The 18,875-nt window shown below is 63.4% G+C and carries 21 protein-coding genes; 9 read left to right on the top strand and 12 right to left on the bottom strand.

Features of this window, described 5'->3' with window-relative positions; all coding sequences use genetic code 11:
- The first annotated feature begins 4 nt into the window (after positions 1-4).
- Positions 5-865 carry a sucrase ferredoxin gene (locus BKN05_RS04020; RefSeq protein WP_286688000.1) on the top strand — a complete coding sequence of 287 codons (861 nt, stop codon included), beginning with the start codon at positions 5-7 and terminating at the stop codon, positions 863-865.
- Positions 866-896: 31 nt separating this feature from the next.
- Here the strand turns inward: BKN05_RS04020 and BKN05_RS04025 are convergent, their stop codons facing one another.
- The 3 genes from BKN05_RS04025 to BKN05_RS04035 form a co-directional block, all read right to left on the bottom strand.
- Positions 897-1,577 carry a methionine ABC transporter permease gene (locus tag BKN05_RS04025; protein WP_049378924.1) on the bottom strand — a complete coding sequence of 227 codons (681 nt, stop codon included), beginning with the start codon at positions 1,575-1,577 and terminating at the stop codon, positions 897-899.
- Positions 1,574-2,611, bottom strand: coding sequence for a methionine ABC transporter ATP-binding protein (locus tag BKN05_RS04030; protein ID WP_286688001.1), 1,038 nt, complete (start codon positions 2,609-2,611; stop codon positions 1,574-1,576). The genes BKN05_RS04025 and BKN05_RS04030 overlap by 4 nt, the downstream gene beginning before the upstream one ends.
- 70 nt (positions 2,612-2,681) lie before the next feature.
- Positions 2,682-3,545, bottom strand: a complete 864-nt coding sequence (locus BKN05_RS04035) for a MetQ/NlpA family ABC transporter substrate-binding protein (RefSeq protein WP_286688002.1) — start codon at positions 3,543-3,545, stop codon at positions 2,682-2,684.
- A gap of 137 nt (positions 3,546-3,682) precedes the next feature.
- On the opposite strand from BKN05_RS04035, the gene BKN05_RS04040 reads away from it, so the two are divergent.
- Positions 3,683-6,802, top strand: coding sequence for an error-prone DNA polymerase (locus BKN05_RS04040; RefSeq protein ID WP_286688003.1), 3,120 nt, complete (start codon positions 3,683-3,685; stop codon positions 6,800-6,802).
- Here BKN05_RS04040 and BKN05_RS04045 read toward each other — a convergent pair.
- Genes BKN05_RS04045 through BKN05_RS04060 form a run of 4 tightly spaced genes read right to left on the bottom strand, consistent with a single transcriptional unit; the run spans position 6,799 to position 8,361 of the window.
- Positions 6,799-7,296: a hypothetical protein gene (locus tag BKN05_RS04045; RefSeq protein WP_286688004.1), complete on the bottom strand. Its 498-nt coding sequence runs from the start codon at positions 7,294-7,296 to the stop codon at positions 6,799-6,801. The two genes, BKN05_RS04040 and BKN05_RS04045, sit on opposite strands and share 4 nt — an antisense overlap.
- Positions 7,296-7,559, bottom strand: coding sequence for a helix-turn-helix transcriptional regulator (locus BKN05_RS04050; RefSeq protein WP_023020645.1), 264 nt, complete (start codon positions 7,557-7,559; stop codon positions 7,296-7,298). The genes BKN05_RS04045 and BKN05_RS04050 overlap by 1 nt, the downstream gene beginning before the upstream one ends.
- A 42-nt stretch (positions 7,560-7,601) precedes the next feature.
- On the bottom strand, positions 7,602-7,796 hold the full coding sequence (locus tag BKN05_RS04055; protein ID WP_286688013.1) for a helix-turn-helix domain-containing protein: 195 nt from the start codon (positions 7,794-7,796) through the stop codon (positions 7,602-7,604).
- 16 nt (positions 7,797-7,812) lie between these two features.
- Entirely contained in the window at positions 7,813-8,361 is a 549-nt protein-coding gene (locus BKN05_RS04060; RefSeq protein ID WP_286688005.1) for a hypothetical protein, read from the bottom strand.
- Between the two features lie 111 nt (positions 8,362-8,472).
- Here BKN05_RS04060 and BKN05_RS04065 point away from each other — a divergent pair, with 111 nt between their 5' ends.
- Both BKN05_RS04065 and BKN05_RS04070 read left to right on the top strand, forming a co-directional pair.
- A complete protein-coding gene (locus BKN05_RS04065) occupies positions 8,473-8,934 on the top strand; it encodes a PH domain-containing protein (RefSeq protein WP_284787195.1) in 462 nt (153 codons plus the stop codon).
- Positions 8,931-10,256 carry a PH domain-containing protein gene (locus BKN05_RS04070; RefSeq protein WP_049378931.1) on the top strand — a complete coding sequence of 442 codons (1,326 nt, stop codon included), beginning with the start codon at positions 8,931-8,933 and terminating at the stop codon, positions 10,254-10,256. The genes BKN05_RS04065 and BKN05_RS04070 overlap by 4 nt, the downstream gene beginning before the upstream one ends.
- Here the strand turns inward: BKN05_RS04070 and BKN05_RS04075 are convergent.
- On the bottom strand, positions 10,240-10,710 hold the full coding sequence (locus BKN05_RS04075; RefSeq protein ID WP_049378932.1) for a tRNA (cytidine(34)-2'-O)-methyltransferase: 471 nt from the start codon (positions 10,708-10,710) through the stop codon (positions 10,240-10,242). The two genes, BKN05_RS04070 and BKN05_RS04075, sit on opposite strands and share 17 nt — an antisense overlap.
- Positions 10,711-10,733: 23 nt before the next feature.
- Between BKN05_RS04075 and BKN05_RS04080 the strand changes: the two genes are divergently transcribed.
- The 3 genes from BKN05_RS04080 (at position 10,734) to BKN05_RS04090 (ending at position 12,999) form a co-directional block, all read left to right on the top strand.
- On the top strand, positions 10,734-11,582 hold the full coding sequence (locus tag BKN05_RS04080; RefSeq protein WP_049378933.1) for a bifunctional methylenetetrahydrofolate dehydrogenase/methenyltetrahydrofolate cyclohydrolase: 849 nt from the start codon (positions 10,734-10,736) through the stop codon (positions 11,580-11,582).
- Entirely contained in the window at positions 11,579-11,893 is a 315-nt protein-coding gene (locus tag BKN05_RS04085) for a DUF3017 domain-containing protein (RefSeq protein WP_286688006.1), read from the top strand. Before BKN05_RS04080 ends, BKN05_RS04085 begins: the two co-directional genes overlap by 4 nt.
- Positions 11,894-12,018: 125 nt before the next feature.
- Positions 12,019-12,999 (top strand): HNH endonuclease signature motif containing protein, encoded by a 981-nt coding sequence (locus tag BKN05_RS04090; RefSeq protein ID WP_286688007.1) that lies wholly within the window; start codon positions 12,019-12,021, stop codon positions 12,997-12,999.
- Between the two features lie 113 nt (positions 13,000-13,112).
- Here BKN05_RS04090 and metX read toward each other — a convergent pair whose 3' ends face one another.
- The 4 genes from metX to pdxR form a co-directional block, all read right to left on the bottom strand.
- A complete protein-coding gene (metX, locus tag BKN05_RS04095; RefSeq protein ID WP_049378936.1) occupies positions 13,113-14,231 on the bottom strand; it encodes a homoserine O-acetyltransferase MetX in 1,119 nt (372 codons plus the stop codon).
- Positions 14,228-15,544 carry an O-acetylhomoserine/O-acetylserine sulfhydrylase gene (locus tag BKN05_RS04100; RefSeq protein ID WP_239273750.1) on the bottom strand — a complete coding sequence of 439 codons (1,317 nt, stop codon included), beginning with the start codon at positions 15,542-15,544 and terminating at the stop codon, positions 14,228-14,230. The genes metX and BKN05_RS04100 overlap by 4 nt, the downstream gene beginning before the upstream one ends.
- 122 nt (positions 15,545-15,666) lie before the next feature.
- The gene (locus BKN05_RS04105; RefSeq protein ID WP_239273749.1) at positions 15,667-15,828 is read right to left on the bottom strand and encodes a hypothetical protein; all 162 of its coding nucleotides are present in this window, start codon (positions 15,826-15,828) and stop codon (positions 15,667-15,669) included.
- Positions 15,829-15,865: 37 nt separating this feature from the next.
- Positions 15,866-17,170, bottom strand: coding sequence for a MocR-like pyridoxine biosynthesis transcription factor PdxR (gene pdxR / locus BKN05_RS04110; protein WP_286688008.1), 1,305 nt, complete (start codon positions 17,168-17,170; stop codon positions 15,866-15,868).
- A gap of 81 nt (positions 17,171-17,251) precedes the next feature.
- Between pdxR and pdxS the strand changes: the two genes are divergently transcribed.
- Positions 17,252-18,154 (top strand): pyridoxal 5'-phosphate synthase lyase subunit PdxS, encoded by a 903-nt coding sequence (gene pdxS / locus BKN05_RS04115; protein WP_286688009.1) that lies wholly within the window; start codon positions 17,252-17,254, stop codon positions 18,152-18,154.
- On the top strand, positions 18,148-18,738 hold the full coding sequence (pdxT, locus tag BKN05_RS04120; protein ID WP_286688010.1) for a pyridoxal 5'-phosphate synthase glutaminase subunit PdxT: 591 nt from the start codon (positions 18,148-18,150) through the stop codon (positions 18,736-18,738). Before pdxS ends, pdxT begins: the two co-directional genes overlap by 7 nt.
- Positions 18,739-18,875 lie beyond the last annotated feature (137 nt).

The following is an 18,875-nucleotide window of genomic DNA, read 5'->3' on the forward strand; positions in this document are numbered from 1 at the left end:
GTATATGACCGAGTTCTGTTCAGATATCCAGGTAGAGCCGCTGCCAGGCACGGCGAAGAAGGAATCCGTCTATGTGCTTTTCGAGTGGCCGGGCGGATGGTCGCGAGACGTGCTCGACGGCGATACTTTTGGACCGGAGCTCACGGCGCAACTCAAGGCCAAGCTGAAGGGAATGGCGGGGCTGCAGCTTATCCGCCGGCCGGGCCGCGACGGCCGCCAGGTAGGCAAGATGCACCGCTGCTACCTGGTGTGGGCCGAGCAGGGCGTGATGGAACTCGTGCTGCTGACGGGCCCGGAGAAAATCCTCGATCTGGACCTGACCGGGCCTGGCTGCAATGGGGGCGGCGCTTTGGACACGCCGTTGGTGCTGGTGTGTACGCATGCGAAGCGCGATACGTGTTGTGCGGTCAAGGGCCGGCCGCTGGCCGCGGAGCTGGTGGCGGATTACCCAGATATAGTGTGGGAGACCTCGCACACGAAGGGACACCGGTTCGCGCCGTCGGTCATGCTCATGCCGTGGGGCTATTCCTTTGGCCGTATGAATAAAGAAGCCGCCGCGCAGATGATTGCGGCGGCGGCGAAGGGGAAGTATTTCTACCCGGTAAATCGCGGGCGCGGTATTTTCGGCCCGCGCGGCCAGGTGGCGGAGTTGGCGGTGGCCCGCTCGCTTATCGACGCCGGCGAGGACCTCTCCTATGGCCAGCTCACCGCCACCGACAGCGGCGAGGTCAGCCACGCTGACGGCCGGCGCTGGCGCGTGGCGCTCGAGGAGCGCGAGGTAGAAGGTGTGGTCTCCTCGTGCGGCGATGCACCGAAGAAAGGCCAAGCCATCGTAGCGACCGGCGTGGAGCCGGTCGCGGGGTAGGCTGCGCGAAGGCGGCGTCGGCAAGCGGGGGCTAGCGGCGCATGACCTTGGAGGAGAGCCAGTTGCCAAAGAACTGGGCGGCCTGCACCAGCACGATGATGATGAGCGTGGCCACGACGGTGACTTCCCACTCGAAGGCGCGGTAGCCGTAGACGATGGCAAAGTCACCCAAGCCGCCGCCGCCGACGTAGCCGGCCATAGCGGACATATCCACGATGGCGATGAACAGGAAGGTGTAGCCCAGAATCAGCGGGCCGAGGGCCTCTGGGACGATAACGGAGGTAATGATCTTCCACGGCGAGGCACCCATGGAGCGGGCGGCCTCGATAACTCCGGGATCGATGGACACGAGGTTTTGTTCCACCACGCGGGCTACGGAGAAGGTCGCGGCGATGACCATGACGAAGGTGGCCGGTCCGCGGCCGATGGAACCGCCCATCACCATGACGGTCAGTGGCTGGGCAAAAGCCAGCAAGATAATGAACGGGATGGGGCGGACGAAGTTTACCAGCAGGTTGACTATGAAATAGACAAACCGGTTTTGCAGGATGCCGCCCGTGCGGGTGGTATAGAGCAGCATGCCCAGGCCAAGGCCGAGGATGCCGGAGATGATGAGGGTGGTCGAGACCATGATGAGGGTATCGACGATGGCCTCGGCTAGTGAAGGGCCGAGGCGGTCCCAGTTGGCTTGGGCGAGGGTGGTGACGGTCATCGTGCAATCTCCTCAATCTGGGTGGTGGTAGAAAGCGTGCGGTAGAACTCTTCGATGGCGTTATTATCGCCGCTGAGTCGCACGGTCAGCTTGCCAAAGGAATGCTGCTGCAGCGTGGTGATACCGCCGTGGACAACGGCGATGGATACGCCGGCTTCCTTGAGGCGGGCGGCGGCGGTGAAGAATCCGGATTCCTCGGTGAGGTTGATGGTAAACAGGCGGCCTTCGTGCGCAAGCAGGTCGTCGGTTTCTACGACGTCGGGTTCGTTGCGCAGCGAGGTGGCCACGAACTTGGCGGCCACGGAGGTCTGCGGGTTGGAGAAGACCTCGTAGACGCTGCCTTGTTCCACTACGCGGCCGCTTTCCATCACGGCGACCTTATCGGCGATGGAGCGTACGACTTCCATCTCGTGGGTAATAACCACGATGGTGATGCCGAATTCCTTGTTCACCCGCCGCAGTAGGTCGAGGACTTCTTGCGTGGTGGTGGGGTCGAGGGCGGAAGTGGCTTCGTCGGCAAGCAGCAGCGAAGGGTTAGTGGCCAGCGCACGGGCAATGCCGACGCGCTGCTTCTGGCCGCCGGAGAGTTGCTCCGGGTAGCTCTTGCCTTTGTCTCCCAGGCCGACGAAGTCCAGCAGCTCTTGCACGCGCTTGGCGCGCTCCTGCTTGCCGACGCCCTGCAGCTGCAGCGGGTATTCAATATTGCCGGCCGCGGTGCGCGAGTTCATCAGGTTGAACTGCTGGAAAATCATGCCGATATTGCGGCGAATGCCGCGCAGCTTTTTCTCGGACATGCCGACGATATTGGTGTCATCAAGCAGTAGCTCGCCCGCGGACGGAGTGTCCAAACCGTTGATCATGCGCACGAGGGTTGACTTGCCGGCGCCGGAATAGCCAATGATGCCGACGATTTCGCCGGGCTCGATGGTCATGGAGACATTGTCGAGGGCCTTGACTCGTGCCTTTTTCTGTTTAAAGACCTTGGTGATCTCGCGGAACTCAATGCGGGTGCCGCGGTGGGTGGAATCTGCCACGTGTTTGCGTCCTTAGCTAGGAAAGTGCCAAACCCCGCCGGGGGCTCCGGCGGGGTAAAAGCAAGGGTGATTAGTCCAGATCTGCTTCGAGCTTATCCAGGATCTTCTGCAGATCCTCCTGGCTGCGCTCCACCTCGACGGAGGTACCGGCGGAGTCTTCGTCGACGCCCTCCTGGACGGCGTCGGAGTGCCACAGCTCGGCGAGCTTCTTGATGTCCTCGTTATCGGCGTCTTCCTCGCGGACGGCGAAGACATTGATGTACGGCTCTGCCTCTTCAGAGTTCGGATCGTCCTGGAAGATGGCGGTGGCTGGGTCGATGCCGGCACGCTCCAGGAAGGAGTTATTGATAATCGCCGGGGTGCCCTCGCCGTGTGCGGACGTGGTCTGTGCCGCATCTACCGGGGTGACCTTGACCTTGGACTTCGCCTCGTCAATATCCAGCGGGGTGGGCTCCAGGTTGTCCTTGTCCTTCAGAGTGAGAAGGCCGGCCTGAACCAGCACGTTGATGGCGCGAGCCTGGTTGGTGGAGTCATTCGGAATGGCGACCTCTTCGCCCTCGATGCCGTCGAGGGAGTCGTGGTCCTTCCAGAACAGTGCCAGCGGCACGATCTCGGTGGCCACGATAGGCACCAGGTTGGTGCCGTTGCCGTGGTTATACTCTGCCAAGAACTCCAGGTGCTGGAAGTTATTGGTATCCAGCTCGCCTTGGTCCAGAGCCTGGTTTGGGGTGTTGTAATCCGCGAAAGGCTGGATATCGATGTCATAGCCTGCGTTCTTTGCTTCCTGCTCGAACGCTACCCACGCCTTCTTGGCGTCATCGGTGGTGCCGACTGTGATGGTCTTGGAGTCATCGGAGTCGGAAGAGCATGCCACCAGGCTGGTGGCAGCGATGGTTACGGCGGCGGTAGCAGCCACTACGCGACGGATCTGCATGGGGAATCCCCTTCTTGTAGGAGTTGAAATAATTTGTCTGTTTAGCAACTTAGCAATCAGCGAACCGCTTTGTCTATTGCGGGCATCACGTCCCACCGGCTTGTCTAGAACAATGATTCGATATTACGCTGTCTGGAGTGGAATTTAATGGTGGAAGGGCGCTGTCCTGGTCGCGGGTAGAGCGCATTCTCTCTGGTCGCGAATCTGCTGCGCCCGTGTTGGTTAGTCACCTTCATGGGCCAGCGGATTCTGCTCGGCGCGGTCACTCCGCCGTCCCCTTTGCGGAGCTGCACGCGGTAAGTTCATATAGCTTTCTCGACGGCGCTGCCGAGCCGGAGGAGCTGGTGGCCCGAGCTGTAGAGCTGGGCCTTGAGGGGTTGTCCATCGTGGACCGCGATGGCTTTTATGGCCTGATGAAATTTGCCGAAGCCGCAGCTAAAGCGGGACTTCCCGCCGTATATGGTGCGGAGCTGTCGCTCACGGAGGCCTCGGTGACCGTGCTGGCACGCACCCCGGAGGGCTATCGCCGCCTGTCGCGCCTCATCGCGCACGCCCGGATGGAAGCCGGGGAGAAGGATCGCGTGGCTTATCCGCCTTTGGATGAGGTGGCACGCGAACTGGAAGGGGAGTGCTTCTTTCTGGTGGGGCCGGAGGCGCTAGCAGAAATCGATAACCTGCTCGAAAGAATAAAAATAGACAGCATAGTTCTCGAATATTCGTGCAGCATGTCCCCCGAGGATGCGGATCGGCACCGTTTCCTGGATAAATACAATAACCTGCGGGCCATCGCAACCGCACGGCCGGCGGCCGCGACCCGTGACCAAGCACGGCTCGCCGCAGCCAAGCGTGCCCTAGCCCGGCGCGAATCCCTCGCGGCCGCCGCGCCGCACGCCCACCCCATGGGTGCTGGCTGGCTGCGATCCGGCGAGCAGATGGCGCAACTCTTGCCAGATCGGCCGGAGCTCATCGCCGAAACCGTGGCGCTCGCCCGCGAGTGCTCCTTTACCTGGGATGCCCTCGCACCCAACCTGCCGCATTTTCCGGTGCCGGAGGGGCATACCGAAATGAGCTGGCTGGAGCACGAGGTCTGGCGCCGCGCCAAGGGCCGCTATGCTTCGCGCCCGGCCGAGATCCGGCAGGCAGCAAGGAAACAGATTCGACATGAACTGGGCGTCATCAAGCAGCTGGGCTTTCCTGGCTACTTCCTGATTGTGTGCGACCTGGTGGATTTTTGCCGCCGCGAGAATATTCTGTGCCAAGGCCGTGGCTCGGCCGCCAACTCCGCGGTGTGCTTTGCGCTGGGCATTACTAACGCCGAGCCCATCTCCGCGCAGCTGCTTTTCGAGCGCTTTCTCTCCCCGGACCGCGATGGTCCGCCCGATATTGATATCGACATCGAGTCCGGCCGCCGCGAGGAAGTCATCCAGTATGTCTACCGCACCCACGGCCGTGATCGCGCCGCGCAGGTGGCCAATGTCATTACCTATCGCCGCAAGGGAGCTACCCGAGATGCCGCCCGCGCGTTGGGCTACCCGCAGGGCTCGGCCGATGCGTGGTCGAAAGGTACCTCCGAGCCGCCTGCCGATGTCTCCTTATTGGCCGAGCAATTCCTCGGCCAGCCCCGCCACCTAGGAATCCACTCCGGCGGCATGGTGCTGTGCGATCGGCCCATTGCGGACGTCGTGCCCATGGAATGGGCACGCATGGAAAATCGCTCCGTATTGCAATGGGATAAGGATGATTGCGCGGCCGCCGGCCTGGTGAAATTCGACCTTTTGGGCCTGGGCATGTTGGAGGCGCTACATCACATGATCGACGCCGTGGGCGCCACCACCGGCCGCGAGGTGCACCTGTGGGAGCTCGACCTCGCCGAACCGGAAGTCTATGACATGCTCTGCCGCGCCGATGCGGTGGGCGTCTTCCAAGTGGAATCTCGTGCGCAGCTAGCCACGCTGCCGCGCTTGAAGCCGCGCCGCTTCTTTGACCTGGTGGTCGAAGTCGCGCTCATTCGCCCCGGCCCCATCCAGGGCGGGTCTGTGCACCCTTACCTGCGTCGTCGCGATGGCCTAGAGGAGGTCACCTATGACCATCCCGTGCTGGAAAAGTCCCTGGGTAAGACCCTGGGCATCCCGCTCTTCCAGGAGCAGTTGATGCAGATCGCGGTCGACGCCGCCGGGTTCTCCGGTGCTGAGGCTGATGATCTGCGCCGCGCCATGGGCTCGAAGCGCTCCCCGGAAAAGATGGCCGCGCTGCGCAGTCGTTTCTATGCCGGTCTGCGCGAAACCAATGGCATCGAGGGCGAGGTGGCCGATAAGCTCTGGACCAAGATTGTGGCCTTTGCTGCCTATGGCTTCCCGGAGTCGCACTCGCAGTCCTTTGCCTCGCTGGTGTATTTTTCCGCGTGGTTTAAATATCACTACCCGGCGGAATTTTGTGTGGGCCTGCTGCGCGCACAGCCGATGGGTTTCTATTCCCCGCAGTCACTCATCCAGGATGCCCGGCGCCACGGCGTGCGGGTGCTGCCGGTAAGTATTAATGACTCCGGCGCCCAGGCCCGCGCGACGGGACCTGCCGAGATTCGCTTGGGCCTTAACCTCATCAAAGGGCTGGGGGAGTCCGCCGCCGAGCGTGTGGAGGCGGCCGCGCCTTTTGCTAGCGTGTCCGATCTTTCGCGCCGGGCGGACCTCAGCGTGGAGCAGGTGGAGGCGCTGGCCACGGCCGGGGCGTTGGAGTGCCTTGGGCTGGACCGTCGCCAAGCGTTGTGGCAGGCCGGCGTTGCCGCCACCGAGCGCGAGGGCATGCTGCCCGGCACCTCCGCCCTGGCCTCGCCGCACCTGCCCGGCATGTCTGCTTTTGAGCTTATGGCTACCGACGTCGCTGCCACCGGCGTGACCCATAACCAGCAGCCGATGGAGCTGGTGCGTGCCTCGCTTGCCGACGTCCTCCCTGCCTCCCAGCTCCCCCATGTCCCCGATGGCACCCGCGTGCGCATTGCCGGCATTATTACCCACCGCCAGCGCCCGCGTACAGCGTCTGGCCTGACCTTTTTGGGTGTGGAGGATGAAACCGGCCTGATGAATGTGATGGTTTCACCCGGATTGTGGTCGCGGCATAAAGTTCTGGCCCGCACCGCGCGTGCGATGATCATCCGCGGCATCGTGCAAAATGCCACTGGTGCGGTGAGCGTGGTCGCGGACAAACTAGAGCCGCTGGACTTTGGTGAATTCCTCTCCCGCGGCTCCCGCGACTTCCGCTAGTTGCCGCCGCTGCGCAGCTCGTCCGCGTTAAGTTTATTGGCCAATTCCTTGGCTACCGCAAATGGGATCCACAGCAGCTGGATGTAGATGAGCTTGGCAAAGAAGATGGCGATATTAGCCCCGGAGGTTGCCTGCTCCACCGCAACCTGCTCCGCGCCTAAGAAGCGCAGCCCACATGCGGTGGCGCCGGCGACGAGGAAGAGCACTATGGCCGTGGCCAAGGCAGTTTTAAGGCCTTGGTCGCGGGCGCCGGTATGCAGACGCAGCTCGTACTCGTCCATCTCCGTGGTGGGAACGTCGAGGTGCCGAATGGACTGGCGCAGCCATGCGGTGCAGATAGTCGCCGCAATGCCAGCTATCGGCCACAGCAGATTAGACAAGCCGAGCGCGAAGAAGTGCAGGGCCGCCGCCACGATGGCCAGGCCGAGGAAAATGTCGCCGGTCAGGACAAGGCGCTTGCGGCGAGAAACGGAGGCGGGAATCGTGTTAGCCATTAGGAATTCTTCCTGTAGATTTCAGTGGACATGGGGGAAAATTCCTGGCGGGAAAAAATAGCCTCCACGGGGAGATCAAAGACCTCACAGACGCGGAAGGCTAAGTCCAGGCTGGGGGAGTGGTCGCCGCGCTCAAGTGCACCGACGGTCTGGGGGTTGACATCGATGGCCTCAGCCAACTGCGCGCGCGACATGTCCCGCTCGGCGCGCAGCACACGAACCCGGTTATAAATGGGTGCGGAGGGCTTCTTCTTTGGGGACATAAATCAAAGTATTGCATAAACCCAACATGCTGGCAAGGGTCGTTACTCGACGCCGAAGATGTCTCCCGGCTGGCAGTCCAGTGCCGTGCACAGTGCTGCCAGGGTGCTAAAGCGTACGGCCTTGGCGCGATTATTCTTTAGGACGGAGAGGTTAACTGGGGTGATTCCTACTTCTCTAGCGAGCGCCGCGCCGGTAATGTCGCGCTCTTGCATGATGTGGTCGAGGTGGCAAACCACCTGGGGTTCTTGTGTCTCAGACAAGGCCTTCGGCCTCCTCTTCCAGCTTGCAGCCGCGCTTGATGGCGGCCGAGAAGAGCTGCAAGGTGCAGACGAAGAGGTAGGGCAGGGCGAGCTCGCCAAGGGACGTTCCGTCCTGGCTGGCCCACCAGTCGATTCCAAGCTGTGAGGAGGCCCAGTTATTGCCCAGGCCTTCGAGTGCGAACCGTCCGATAAACCAGACGAGGATGCCGGCGGTCATTCCGTTCAGGAGGCGGATATTTTTCGTATTAAAAACCTGCCCGCGAAGCATTGGCCTGACCAGGCGGTAGGCAAAGAACGCGATGATTAAGATTGCCGCGATTTTGGTAACGAGCGCCGCAGTGAGTATCCAGAATGGTTCGCCGTCGAGGTTGTGTTTGCTTAGGCCTTCTGGGATGGCCGCGCTCAGTGCGGTGGAAAAGTGGCCGGTGGCAAGGTCGCGCAGGTAGGTGGGGCCGAGGATGATAATGGTGAGGAGGGCGAGACCGGCTGCCGCATTAATTTCGCGGCGCTCGGCCTTAGGGGTGGGTTGTGGGGTGGTCATGGCAATCCTTTCCGTCGATAATTTATCGACTTTCGATGTTGTCGTAATTCGATAATATCGAGTAACGATAAGTTGCGCAAGGGGTGAACCCGATTGATACTGTCAATATCTATGAGCGAAGAAATGAATCCCGTCTCACAGCGACTGGTGACCTCGCGCTATATCCACCACCTGAGCTGGATGTTTCTGCTCGCCGCGGCCGCCGCTGCTGCAGGCTTTTGGTGGACCCCGTGGTTCTATTGGGCGGCCGGAATTTTCGTCGCCCTTTTCTTCTGGCTGCTCTGGCTCATCCCCGCCCAAGTGCGCAACATGGGCTGGCTCGAAACCGACGACGAGCTACTTATCACCCGCGGCAAGCTCTGGTACACCTTCACCGTCGTGCCCTATGGCCGCATCCAGTTCGTCGACGTGACCTCCGGGCCCATCGACCGTGCCCTAGGCTTGAAAAAGCTGCAGCTCCATACGGCCTCGGCCAGCACGGATGCCACCATCAAAGGCTTGGAAGCCCCGCTTGCCGACGCCCTCCGTACCCGCCTTGCCCACCAAGCCCGCGAACGGATGAGCGGCCTATGAGCGATCAGCTCAGCTTCCGGCGCGTCCACCGCCTCACCCCGCTGCTGCGCCTGTGGTCCGTAATCCTAGCCCTCATCGCGGCCTTCGCCCTCAACGTCAACCTGGCAGCCCTGCGCGATATCTTCGCTTTTATTACCGGCGAACACCGCGGCGAGGCCTTGCGCGATACCGCCCTCGCCCTCGCCGGCTTCATCGCGGTCTGCGCGGTGGTGTGGCTCGTCTCAGGCCTATGGTGGCGCCGCATGGGCTATCGGCTCGGCGCAGAAGAGCTTTCTCTGCGCCGCGGCCTATTATCTGTCCAGCTGCGCACCGCACGCTATGACCGCACGCAGGCCGTTGACGTCGTCGAGCCCGTCATCGCCCGACTCTTTCGCCTCGCGGCCGTGCGCGTGGAAACCGCAGGCGGTCAATCTTCTGTCATCGAAATCGCCTACCTGAAGAAGGCCGACGCCGAGGCCCTACGCGATGACATCCTCGCCCGCGTTCACGGAGCTCCCATCTCCCAAACCGAGACACCGGCCGAGGAATCGGCTGCAGAACTGGCCGAAGAACCGGCCCTCGTGCCCGAAATCCCCATCGCCCGCTCCCTGATTGCGGCCGCGTTGCGTACGTCCACGCTTTTCCTCGTCGGCTTCCTGATCGTCGTCGTGGTCACCCGGCTGCCGCTGTCGACCGCGCTGCCCATTCTCGTCGGCGCGCTTCCCAACGCTTGGAACGTGCTCGATTCTTCCTGGCGCTATACCGCCCGCACCGACGGCGAGGTACTCAATATCACCTACGGCCTGGCTGATCGCCGCCGCCAAAGCATTCGCCTCGACCGCATCCACGCCGTGCAGATAACCCAGCCCTTCCTCTGGCGGCCCTTGGGCTGGTACGAGGTGAGGGTTTCGGTGGCGGGATATGGGGCGTCGGCAAGCGGCAAGGCTTCTGGCTCCACCCGCATCCTGCCGGTGGGCACCCTCGCCCAAGCCCAGCAATTCCTGCCGGCCGACGCCGCACCCACCTACGCCTCGCCGGCCCGCGCCAAATGGGTCTCCCCGCTGGATTACCGCCAGCAAACCGTCGCGCTCACCGGCGACTACGTCATCGTGCGCAACGGCCGGCTCAACCGCCGCGTCAAGGCCATCCACACCTCCCATATCCAGGAGCTAACCTACCGCCGCGGGCCGATTTCCCAAGCGCTCGGCCTAGCCACCGTCGGCCTCGACCTCGTCCAAGGGCCCGTGCGCATGGATGCGCGCAACCTCACGCTTGCCGACGCCGCCGCACTCCTTGCCCGCCTGCGCTCCCGCCAACTGCCGGATTTTAAACCGCCCCGTTAAAGCCCAGCTGGCGCCACGCCTCGAATACGGCCGTCGACGCCGAATTCGACAGGTTCATCGAGCGCCTAGCCGGCACCATAGGAATGCGCACGTGGTCTGTCACGCGCGAATGGTTAATATGCTCCTCCGGCAGGCCGGTCGGCTCCGTGCCAAAGAGTAAGACATCGCCTTCCTGGTATTCGATATCCGTAAACCACTTATCCGTATGCGTGGTAAACGCGAATACGCGCGCGCCCGGCAGCGCATCCATGCAGGCCTGAAAATCCTTGTGAATCTGCACATCGGCCAGATCGTGATAATCCAGCCCGGCGCGCTTTAAGTGCTTATCGTCGAAATTGAAACCCAGCGGCTCAATTAGGTGCAGGCTCGCGCCCGTCACCGCGGCCGTGCGGATGGCGTTGCCTGTATTAGTAGGAATGACCGGGTTATCAAAGACAATGTGCAGCTGGCTCATGCCTTCAGTCTAGGATGGTGGCTATGAGCGCTACCAAACTAGATGGCACACTGTACCGCGACGAGATTTTCGCCGACCTCGCCCAGCGCGTGGCCGCGCTGAAGGACAAGGGGATTACGCCCGGCCTCGCCACCGTCCTGGTCGGCGAGGACCCCGGCTCCCAGTCCTATGTGAAGATGAAGCACCGCGACTGCGAAAAGCTCGGTATCAACTCCATCCGCAAGGACCTGCCGGCCGACATCACGCAGGAAGAGCTCGAGGCCGTCATCGATGAGCTCAACGCCGATGACGCCTGCACCGGCTACATCGTCCAGCTGCCACTGCCCAAGCACCTGGATGAAAACGCCATCCTCGAGCGCATCGACCCCGCCAAGGATGCCGATGGTCTGCACCCGGTCAATCTGGGCAAGCTCGTGCTCAACGAGGAGGCGCCCCTGCCGTGCACCCCGAACGGCTGCCTGCACCTTTTGCGACGCTTCGGCGTTGAGCTCAACGGCGCCAAGACCGTGGTCATCGGCCGCGGCGTTACCGTGGGCCGCCCTATTGGCCTGATGCTTACCCGCCGCAGCGAGAACTCCACCGTCACCCTGTGCCACACCGGAACCAAAGACCTGGCCGCCGAGACCCGCGAGGCCGATATCGTCATCGCCGCCGCCGGCCAGCCCCACATGCTCACCGCGGACATGATTAAGGAAGGCGCCGCGCTTCTCGACGTCGGAGTTTCCCGCGTCGACGGCAAGCTCACCGGCGACATCCACCCAGACTGCTGGGACAAGGCCGGATTCGTCTCGCCGAACCCGGGCGGTGTCGGCCCGCTGACTCGTGCCTTCTTGGTGCGCAATATCGTCGAGCGCGCGGAAAAGTTGGCGTGAATCTAGATAACCCGCACGACGCCGGCCTCGCGCCCTCCCCGCTGCCGCCCGCCGCGCAGTGGGCAGCAATCGGCCTCTTCGTGGCCGGCGTGGTTGTCTCCGGTGGCTACGCCGTCTTCGAGTACTGGCGGCGAGCCACATTCCTCCTCGGCTTGGCCTTGCTGTGGCTCACCGTGGTCCGACTGACGTGTGATTCTAGTCGCGTCGGCGTGCTAGCCGTGCGCTCGCGCCGCTTCGACGCCTGTTTCACCGGCCTGCTCGGCGCCACGATGGCCTTTCTGGCCTTTTCCGTGGACTCGCTCGGCAGCTAGTTATCCACAGGTTTTTGTAGAGCCATCACCCATCTCGGCCCTAAATGGTGTAGTTCGGGCGGTTATCCACAGGTCACCGCCCGCCTCCGCGCACCGGCATGCGCGGCCCACTTAGGCTCGGAGCCATGATTTCGACCTACCTGACAGCCGTGAACTCCCCGATGGTGCTCATCGAGGAGTGTGCTGGGTTGTCGGTAGAAGAGCTCGTCGATAAGGGCTTTAGCGACCGCGAAGCCGCCGAGTTCGCCCGCCTTGCCGATACCTACTTCGGTCGCACCTCCTTTCGCGCCAAGCAGCGCACCGCCCGCCGCACGACGCTGCCGCTCGATGCGCTAAAAATCATCGAGCACTACGCCCAGAAGATGAAAACCCAGCGTGCGGCCTGGGCGCTGCGCGAAGAACTCTGCGCTCTGCGCGTTGCTACCAGCGAGATTGAAAAGCGCGCCCGCCGCCTTGTGCGCGAGGAGCGCACCACCAAGCGCTCTGAGGGAGTGCGCCTAACCCGCCGCCGCGATGACCTGTGGACGCTGACCATTACCGCCGAGTCCGAACTGGTGGCAGAGATTAATAACCATGTCTCCACCGTCGCCGATGCTCGCCGCGTCTTTTCCCAGGGTGCCGCCGCTTCCACAATCACCACCAACGTGGTCCTCACCCTCAATGAGATGGTCAAGGTCACCCACGGCGAGGACGTGACGCTGCAGCTGACCAATGGCGCGCAGATTTCCGGTGCGGACCTTGCCCGCCGTGCGCTTGCCGACGTCGGCCTTATCACCCTCATCCATCCCGTCACCGGACCCGTAAACCTTTACCAATCGCGGCGCCGGGCTACGTGGAAGCAACGGCAGATGGCGATGGCGGAAAATCCAGTGTGCCCGTGGCCCGACTGCCACACGCCAGCGGATGAATGCCAAGTTCACCACCTCACCCCGTGGCTGCTCGGTGGGGACACCAATTCCGAAAACCTCACCATGGCCTGCAAGTATCACAACGGGGTCAATGATGATGACCCCAATGCGCCGCCGCGCCGCGGCCGGCTCGAGCGCCGCCCCGGCGAAGGTATCGTCTGGCGCCCGCCCTGGGCTACACCGCCCGAAGATCGCTGAGCCGCGTCCCGCCTCTGCTCGCCCCGTCAATCCATAGTCCCAGCGCAGCGTGCCGCACCGCTTATCGCTAGTGCGCGCTGCGCGGCTTTGGCGATCCCAGACTTGGCGGGTTCTTAAATCGTGTACTCAGTCGGATCGCCGGCCGCAGAATCGATGCGCGGGTCCGGTTGGGAAAGGGCGAGAAAGTTTCGCAAGATGCGATCCATCTGGCGTGACTCGGTAAGAAAGGCATCGTGGCCCACTGGGGAGACAACCTTCGCCATCGCCAACAGATTTCCCAGATTGCGCGAGATGTGTTCTTGCTGATGGTACGGATACAAGATATCCGTGTCCACGCCGACGACCATCGTTGGCACCTTGGACGAGCCCAGCGCGCGGTTGAGGCCGCCGCGGCCGCGGCCGATATCGTGGCGGTTGAGCGCCTCGGTGAGGGTGACATAGGAACCGGCATCGAAGCGATCGGCCAGCTTGGTGCCCTGGTAGTCCAGGTAGGAATTGACGGCAAAGCGCTCATTGCGGCGGCGGTAGGGCCCGAGCGGGTTCTCGCCGGTCTGGGCCTGGACACCGAAGCGCTCGTCGATTTCCTGCTCGCCGCGATACGTCAGGTGTGCAATGCGACGCGCGGCCGCCAGCCCCTCGCGTGGGCGCTGCGCGGAGGCGTAGTAGTCGCCGCCATGCCAGAAGGAATCCTGCTCGATGGCCGCGATTTGCGCCGACTGGATGCCAATCTGCCAGGCGGAAGCGCGGGCCGATACGGCAATGACGCAGGCCGCATCAACGGCCTCGGGGTGCATCAGCGTCCACTCCAGCGTGCGCGCGCCGCCCATCGAACCGCCAATGATGGCGTGGACGTGGGTGATGCCGAGCTCGCGGAGCGCGGCGCGCTCGGCCGAGACAAGGTCGCGCACCGAAAGCGCGGGGAAGCGCGAGCCCCAGGCACGGCCGTCGTCTGGGTGCGGGGAGGCGGGGCCGGTGGAGCCGCCGCATCCGCCCAGTGCGTTGGTGGCGATAACGCACCACTTCGTCGTATCTAGCGCCTTGCCAGGGCCGACCAGATCGGCCCACCATTCGGCCACATTCGAGTCCCCGGTCAGAGCGTGTTCAACCACAATGACGTTATTGCGGCCGTGGGGATCTCCGAGGAGCTGGCCGAAGCGGTGGTAGGCAATGTGGGCGTCGGCAAGCGTGGCGCCGGCTTCGGTGTGAAAGTCGCCGATGCTAACTAGCTTCATGCCAGCGCGTTAAAGCCCAGCTCGAGGTCCGCGATGATGTCATCGATGTGCTCGATGCCCACGGATAGGCGGATGGTGGACTGGGTGATGCCGGCAGCAGCAAGCGCAGGCTCGTCGGACTGGGAGTGCGTGGTGGTTGCCGGGTGTACGGCCAGGGAGCGGGTGTCACCGATATTAGCGAGGTTGGAGTGGAGCTTGAGGGCGTCGATAAACGCCCAGGCTTCCTCGCGGCCGCCGTCGATGTCGAAGGAGAGGACGGAGCCGGTGTAGGCATAGCCGAGCTTTTCCTTGGTGGCCTTGTACGGCGAAGAATCCAGGCCGGCGTAGTTGACCTTGGTGACCTTGGCGTGGCCTTCCAGGTACTCGGCGACGGCCTGGGCGTTGGCATTGTGCTTTTCGACGCGCAGCCCCACCGTCTCAATTCCATTCAGCGTCAGCCAGGCGTTGAAGGGGGAGATGGCGGCGCCGGTATCGCGCAGCAGGCCGGCGCGGGCCTTGAGTGCAAAGGCTGGGGCGCCGAGATCGGCGTACTTCAGGCCGTGGTAGGCCTCATCTGGAGTGACGAAGTAGGGGAAGACGGGCTCGCCGTTGCGGGTGACGGTCCAGTCGAAGGAGCCGCCGTCGATAATCGCGCCGCCGATGGCCGAGCCATTGCCGGTGTAGAATTTGGTGGTCGAAACCACGACGATGTCCGCGCCGAGGTCCAACGGCCGGGCGAGGGCGGCGGTGGCGATGGTGTTATCCACGATGAGCGGGACTTGGTTATTGTGGGCGACCTCGGCGATGGCCGGGATATCGAGGACATCGGCTACGGGGTTGCCGAAGGTCTCGCCGTAGAAGGCCTTAGTATTCGGCTGGACGGCGTCCTGCCAGGATTGCGGGTCATCCGGGTCCTCGACGAGGGTAACGTCGATGCCTAGGCGCTTGAGCGTGACGGTAAAGAGTGTTGAGGTGCCGCCGTAGAGGCGCGGGGAGGTCACGATGTGGTCGCCGGCCGAGGCGAGGTTCAAAATGGCCGCGGTTTCGGCGGCCTGGCCGGAGGCGAAGGCAACGGCCGCGACGCCGCCCTCGAGGGAGGCGAGGCGCTCTTCCAGCGCGTCCTGGGTGGGGTTGGTCAGGCGGGTGTAGATGGGGCCGGCGTCGGAAAGATTGAAGCGGTTGGCCGCGTGCTCGGCATCGTTAAAAACGTAGGAAGTGGTCTGGTAAATCGGCACGTTGCGGGCGTTGTGGTGCCCGTCGAGGTTTTGGCCCGCGTGCACGGAGCGGGTAGCGAAGGACCAGTTGGAATTGGAGTTATCGTATTTCGTCGTCATGCTTGGCAAGACTAGACCAAGCGGTATGTATGGCGAATGGATTCATGGAAACTCGCTGGCAGAAACGAGAATAAAAATAGACTAAGCGGTCGGTGTGCGCTTGGTCTGGTGGGGTGCCTTGCTTAGCGGTGACGGTCTTGTTTCTCGAGCTGTTCGGCAATGCGGCGGGTGTTTGCGCGAGTTTCGTTGCTATTGCGCACGAGCTTGACCACGATGGCGATGATTCCGGCGAGGATAAGAAACGGAATGAGTATGAGTAGGAATTCAAGCGGGCCGAGGGACATGTATTGCCTTTCGTTTATGAACGTTGGCATTACGGTATCACTCGCGTAAGGCGGCCGCGACCGCGGTGAGGCTCGTGCGCAGTTCGGTGTCGCTAAGGTGGCCGAAGCCGAGGACGACGCCGTCTTCGGCGTCGGCGCCTCCCCAATAATCGCGCAGCGGGGTGAGTTTGATGCCGCGGGCGGCGGCGCGAGGAACAACGGCCGGATCGCACAAAAGGACCGCGTGGAGGCCACCGTGGATGGGCAGGAGCTGGGCGCCATCGACGGAGCCCAGCGTTTCGGCCACTAGGTTGCGGCGGCGTTTGTAGGTGCGGCGCATGCGGCCGGTGTGGCGTCGTAAAGCGCCGCTGGCAAGGTAGTGGGCGAGTGCGGCCTGGGGGATGGCGCCGACGGGTTGGCCGAAGACCTCGCGCACGCGGTCAACGGCTGGGCGCAGGCGCGGTGGGACGACGAGGTAGCCGCAGGCAATGGAGGGGGAGATGACCGAGGAGAAGGTGCCCAGCAGCACGGTGTGCTCTGGAGCGAGCGCGGCCAGGGCGGGCAGTGGCTGGCCGATGTAGCGCAGTTCGGAATCAAAGTCATCCTCGATGAGGAGGGCGTCGTGTGCGCGGGCCCATTCGACGAGCTCCGCGCGCCGCGCCGCTGGCAAGGATCCTCCATAGGGGTGCTGGTGGGAAGGAGTAACGATGAGAACGTCGAGGTCCACGGTGGGGACGGTGACGCCTTCGGCGTCGGTGGGGACGTCGACAAGCGTATGGCCCAAAGCGTGGGGTACGCGGCGCAGGCTGGGGTAGCCCGGCGACTCTACGCCCACTCGAAGCTGCCCGCCCAGCGCGTGCAGCAGCACCGACAAGCCATCGCGGGCGCCGGCGGTCACCACCACGTAGGCCGGATCGACGGTGAGTCCACGCATGTGACGCAGGTGCCCGGCTACCTCGCGAGGGAGATCGCCGGAGGGGTCCACCGCTGCCTGACGCCACGCTGCCCTCCATTCGGGGGTGAGGATCCCGGCGGTGTCCGGAAGGCCTGGGGTTAGCTCGATGAGTTTCGGGGTAGGGGCAGGGTGCGGCGCGGGTTGAGGCTGTGGAGTCCGGGCGTGGGGGAGCAGAGGGTTGATGATGGTACCGGAGCCAACCTCGGCGGTGAGGTAGCCCTCGGCTGTGAGTTGGTCGTAGGCGGTGACCACGCTGCCTCGGGAAACGCTGAGCTGCGAAGCCAAGTGGCGGGTCGAGGGAACGCGCTCGCCGGGCAGGAGGACGCCGGCGGCAACCTGGGCGCGCAAGGCTGCGGCTATTTGCACGGGCAGCGGCCGCGTATCAGAGGGATCGAGACGAAGGGGCACGGACCCATCATAAGTGGTCTAATCCAACACGCTGAAAATGGCTCTTGTCTTGTACCACTTGTGTGGGCCACTATGTGACCTATGACTGAACAGGTAAATGAACAAGGACGCGCCTCTACGCGCGTGAAGCGAGGACTAGCCGATATGTTGAAGGGCGGCGTCATCATGGACGTCGTCACGCCGGAGCAGGCGCGTATTGCGGAGGACGCAGGCGCATCGGCCGTGATGGCGCTGGAGCGCGTGCCGGCCGATATCCGCGCGCAGGGCGGCGTCGCCCGCATGTCTGACCCGGAGCTTATCGAGGGCATCGTCGAGGCCGTCGACATCCCCGTCATGGCCAAGGCTCGCATCGGTCACTTTGTAGAGGCGCAGATCCTGGGCGAGCTCGGCGTGGACTTTATCGATGAGTCCGAGGTGCTCAGCCCGGCCGATTACGTCAACCACATCAATAAGTGGGACTTCGACGTGCCGTTCGTGTGCGGCGCCACCAACCTGGGTGAGGCGCTGCGCCGCATCACCGAGGGCGCGGCCATGATTCGCTCCAAGGGCGAGGCCGGCACCGGCGACGTCTCCGAGGCCGTGAAGCACCTGCGCACCATTAAGGCCGAGATTGCGCGCCTGCGCCACCTGGATCGGGATGAACTCTACGTTGCAGCGAAGGAGCTGCAGGCCCCGTATGACCTGGTCGCAGAGGTTGCGGAGACGGGCAAGCTCCCGGTCGTGCTCTTTGTTGCCGGTGGTGTGGCTACGCCTGCCGACGCCGCCCTTGTCCGCCAGATGGGCGCCGAAGGCGTCTTCGTTGGCTCCGGCATCTTCAAGTCCGGCAACCCGGCAGCGCGCGCGGAAGCCATCGTGAAGGCCGCCACGCTTTACGACGACCCCGCCGAACTCGCCAAGCTTTCCCGCGGCCTCGGCGAGGCCATGGTGGGCATCAACGTCAACGACGTGCCTGCACCGCACCGCCTGGCTGAGCGCGGATGGTAGCTACCGTCGGGGTACTGGCGCTGCAAGGCGGCGTCGAGGAGCACCTGCGCATTCTGGACGGGCTCGGTGTGGCTACGCGCCGGGTGCGGGTGCCGCGCGACGTGGACGGGCTCGATGGGCTGGTGATTCCGGGCGGCGAGTCGAGTGTTATCGATAAGCTGGCGCGTAGCTTCGGGCTGGCCGAGCCGCTGCGCGACGACGCAGCTGCAGGATTGCCGGTGCTCGCGACCTGCGCGGGGCTCATCTACTGCGCCCGCGAGCTGGAGAATCCCGCGCCGGGGCAGCAAACCCTGGGGCTGCTGGACGTGACCGTGCGTCGCAATGCTTTTGGCAACCAGCGCTTCTCCGAAGAACGCATCGTGCCCGTCGCGATGGGGGAGGACACGCTCGACATTGAGGCGAGCTTCATCCGTGCCCCATTGGTTACTCGCGTGGGCGACGGCGTCGAAATCATCGCGACGGTGCCGGGCGAGAACGGCGACGCGGTGGTCGGCGTGCGCCAAGGCCGCGTGACGGCGCTGAGCTTCCACCCAGAAGAAAACGGTGACGCCCGCGTGCACGCCGCTTGGCTCGAAAGCTTCTAAGTACGCAGATACACCAAAGCCGCCCCGCAGCGTTCATTGTGAACTGCTCCCCATTAGTTGGACTGAGAAATCAGTTGCCAACAACTAGTGGGGAGCATTTTCTTTGAGAGCACGTAGTTCGCTGAGTGAAGTTCAGC

The organism is Corynebacterium sp. S5S1 (genome assembly GCF_001913985.1).
Classification (GTDB): Bacteria; Actinomycetota; Actinomycetes; order Mycobacteriales; family Mycobacteriaceae; genus Corynebacterium; species Corynebacterium marquesiae.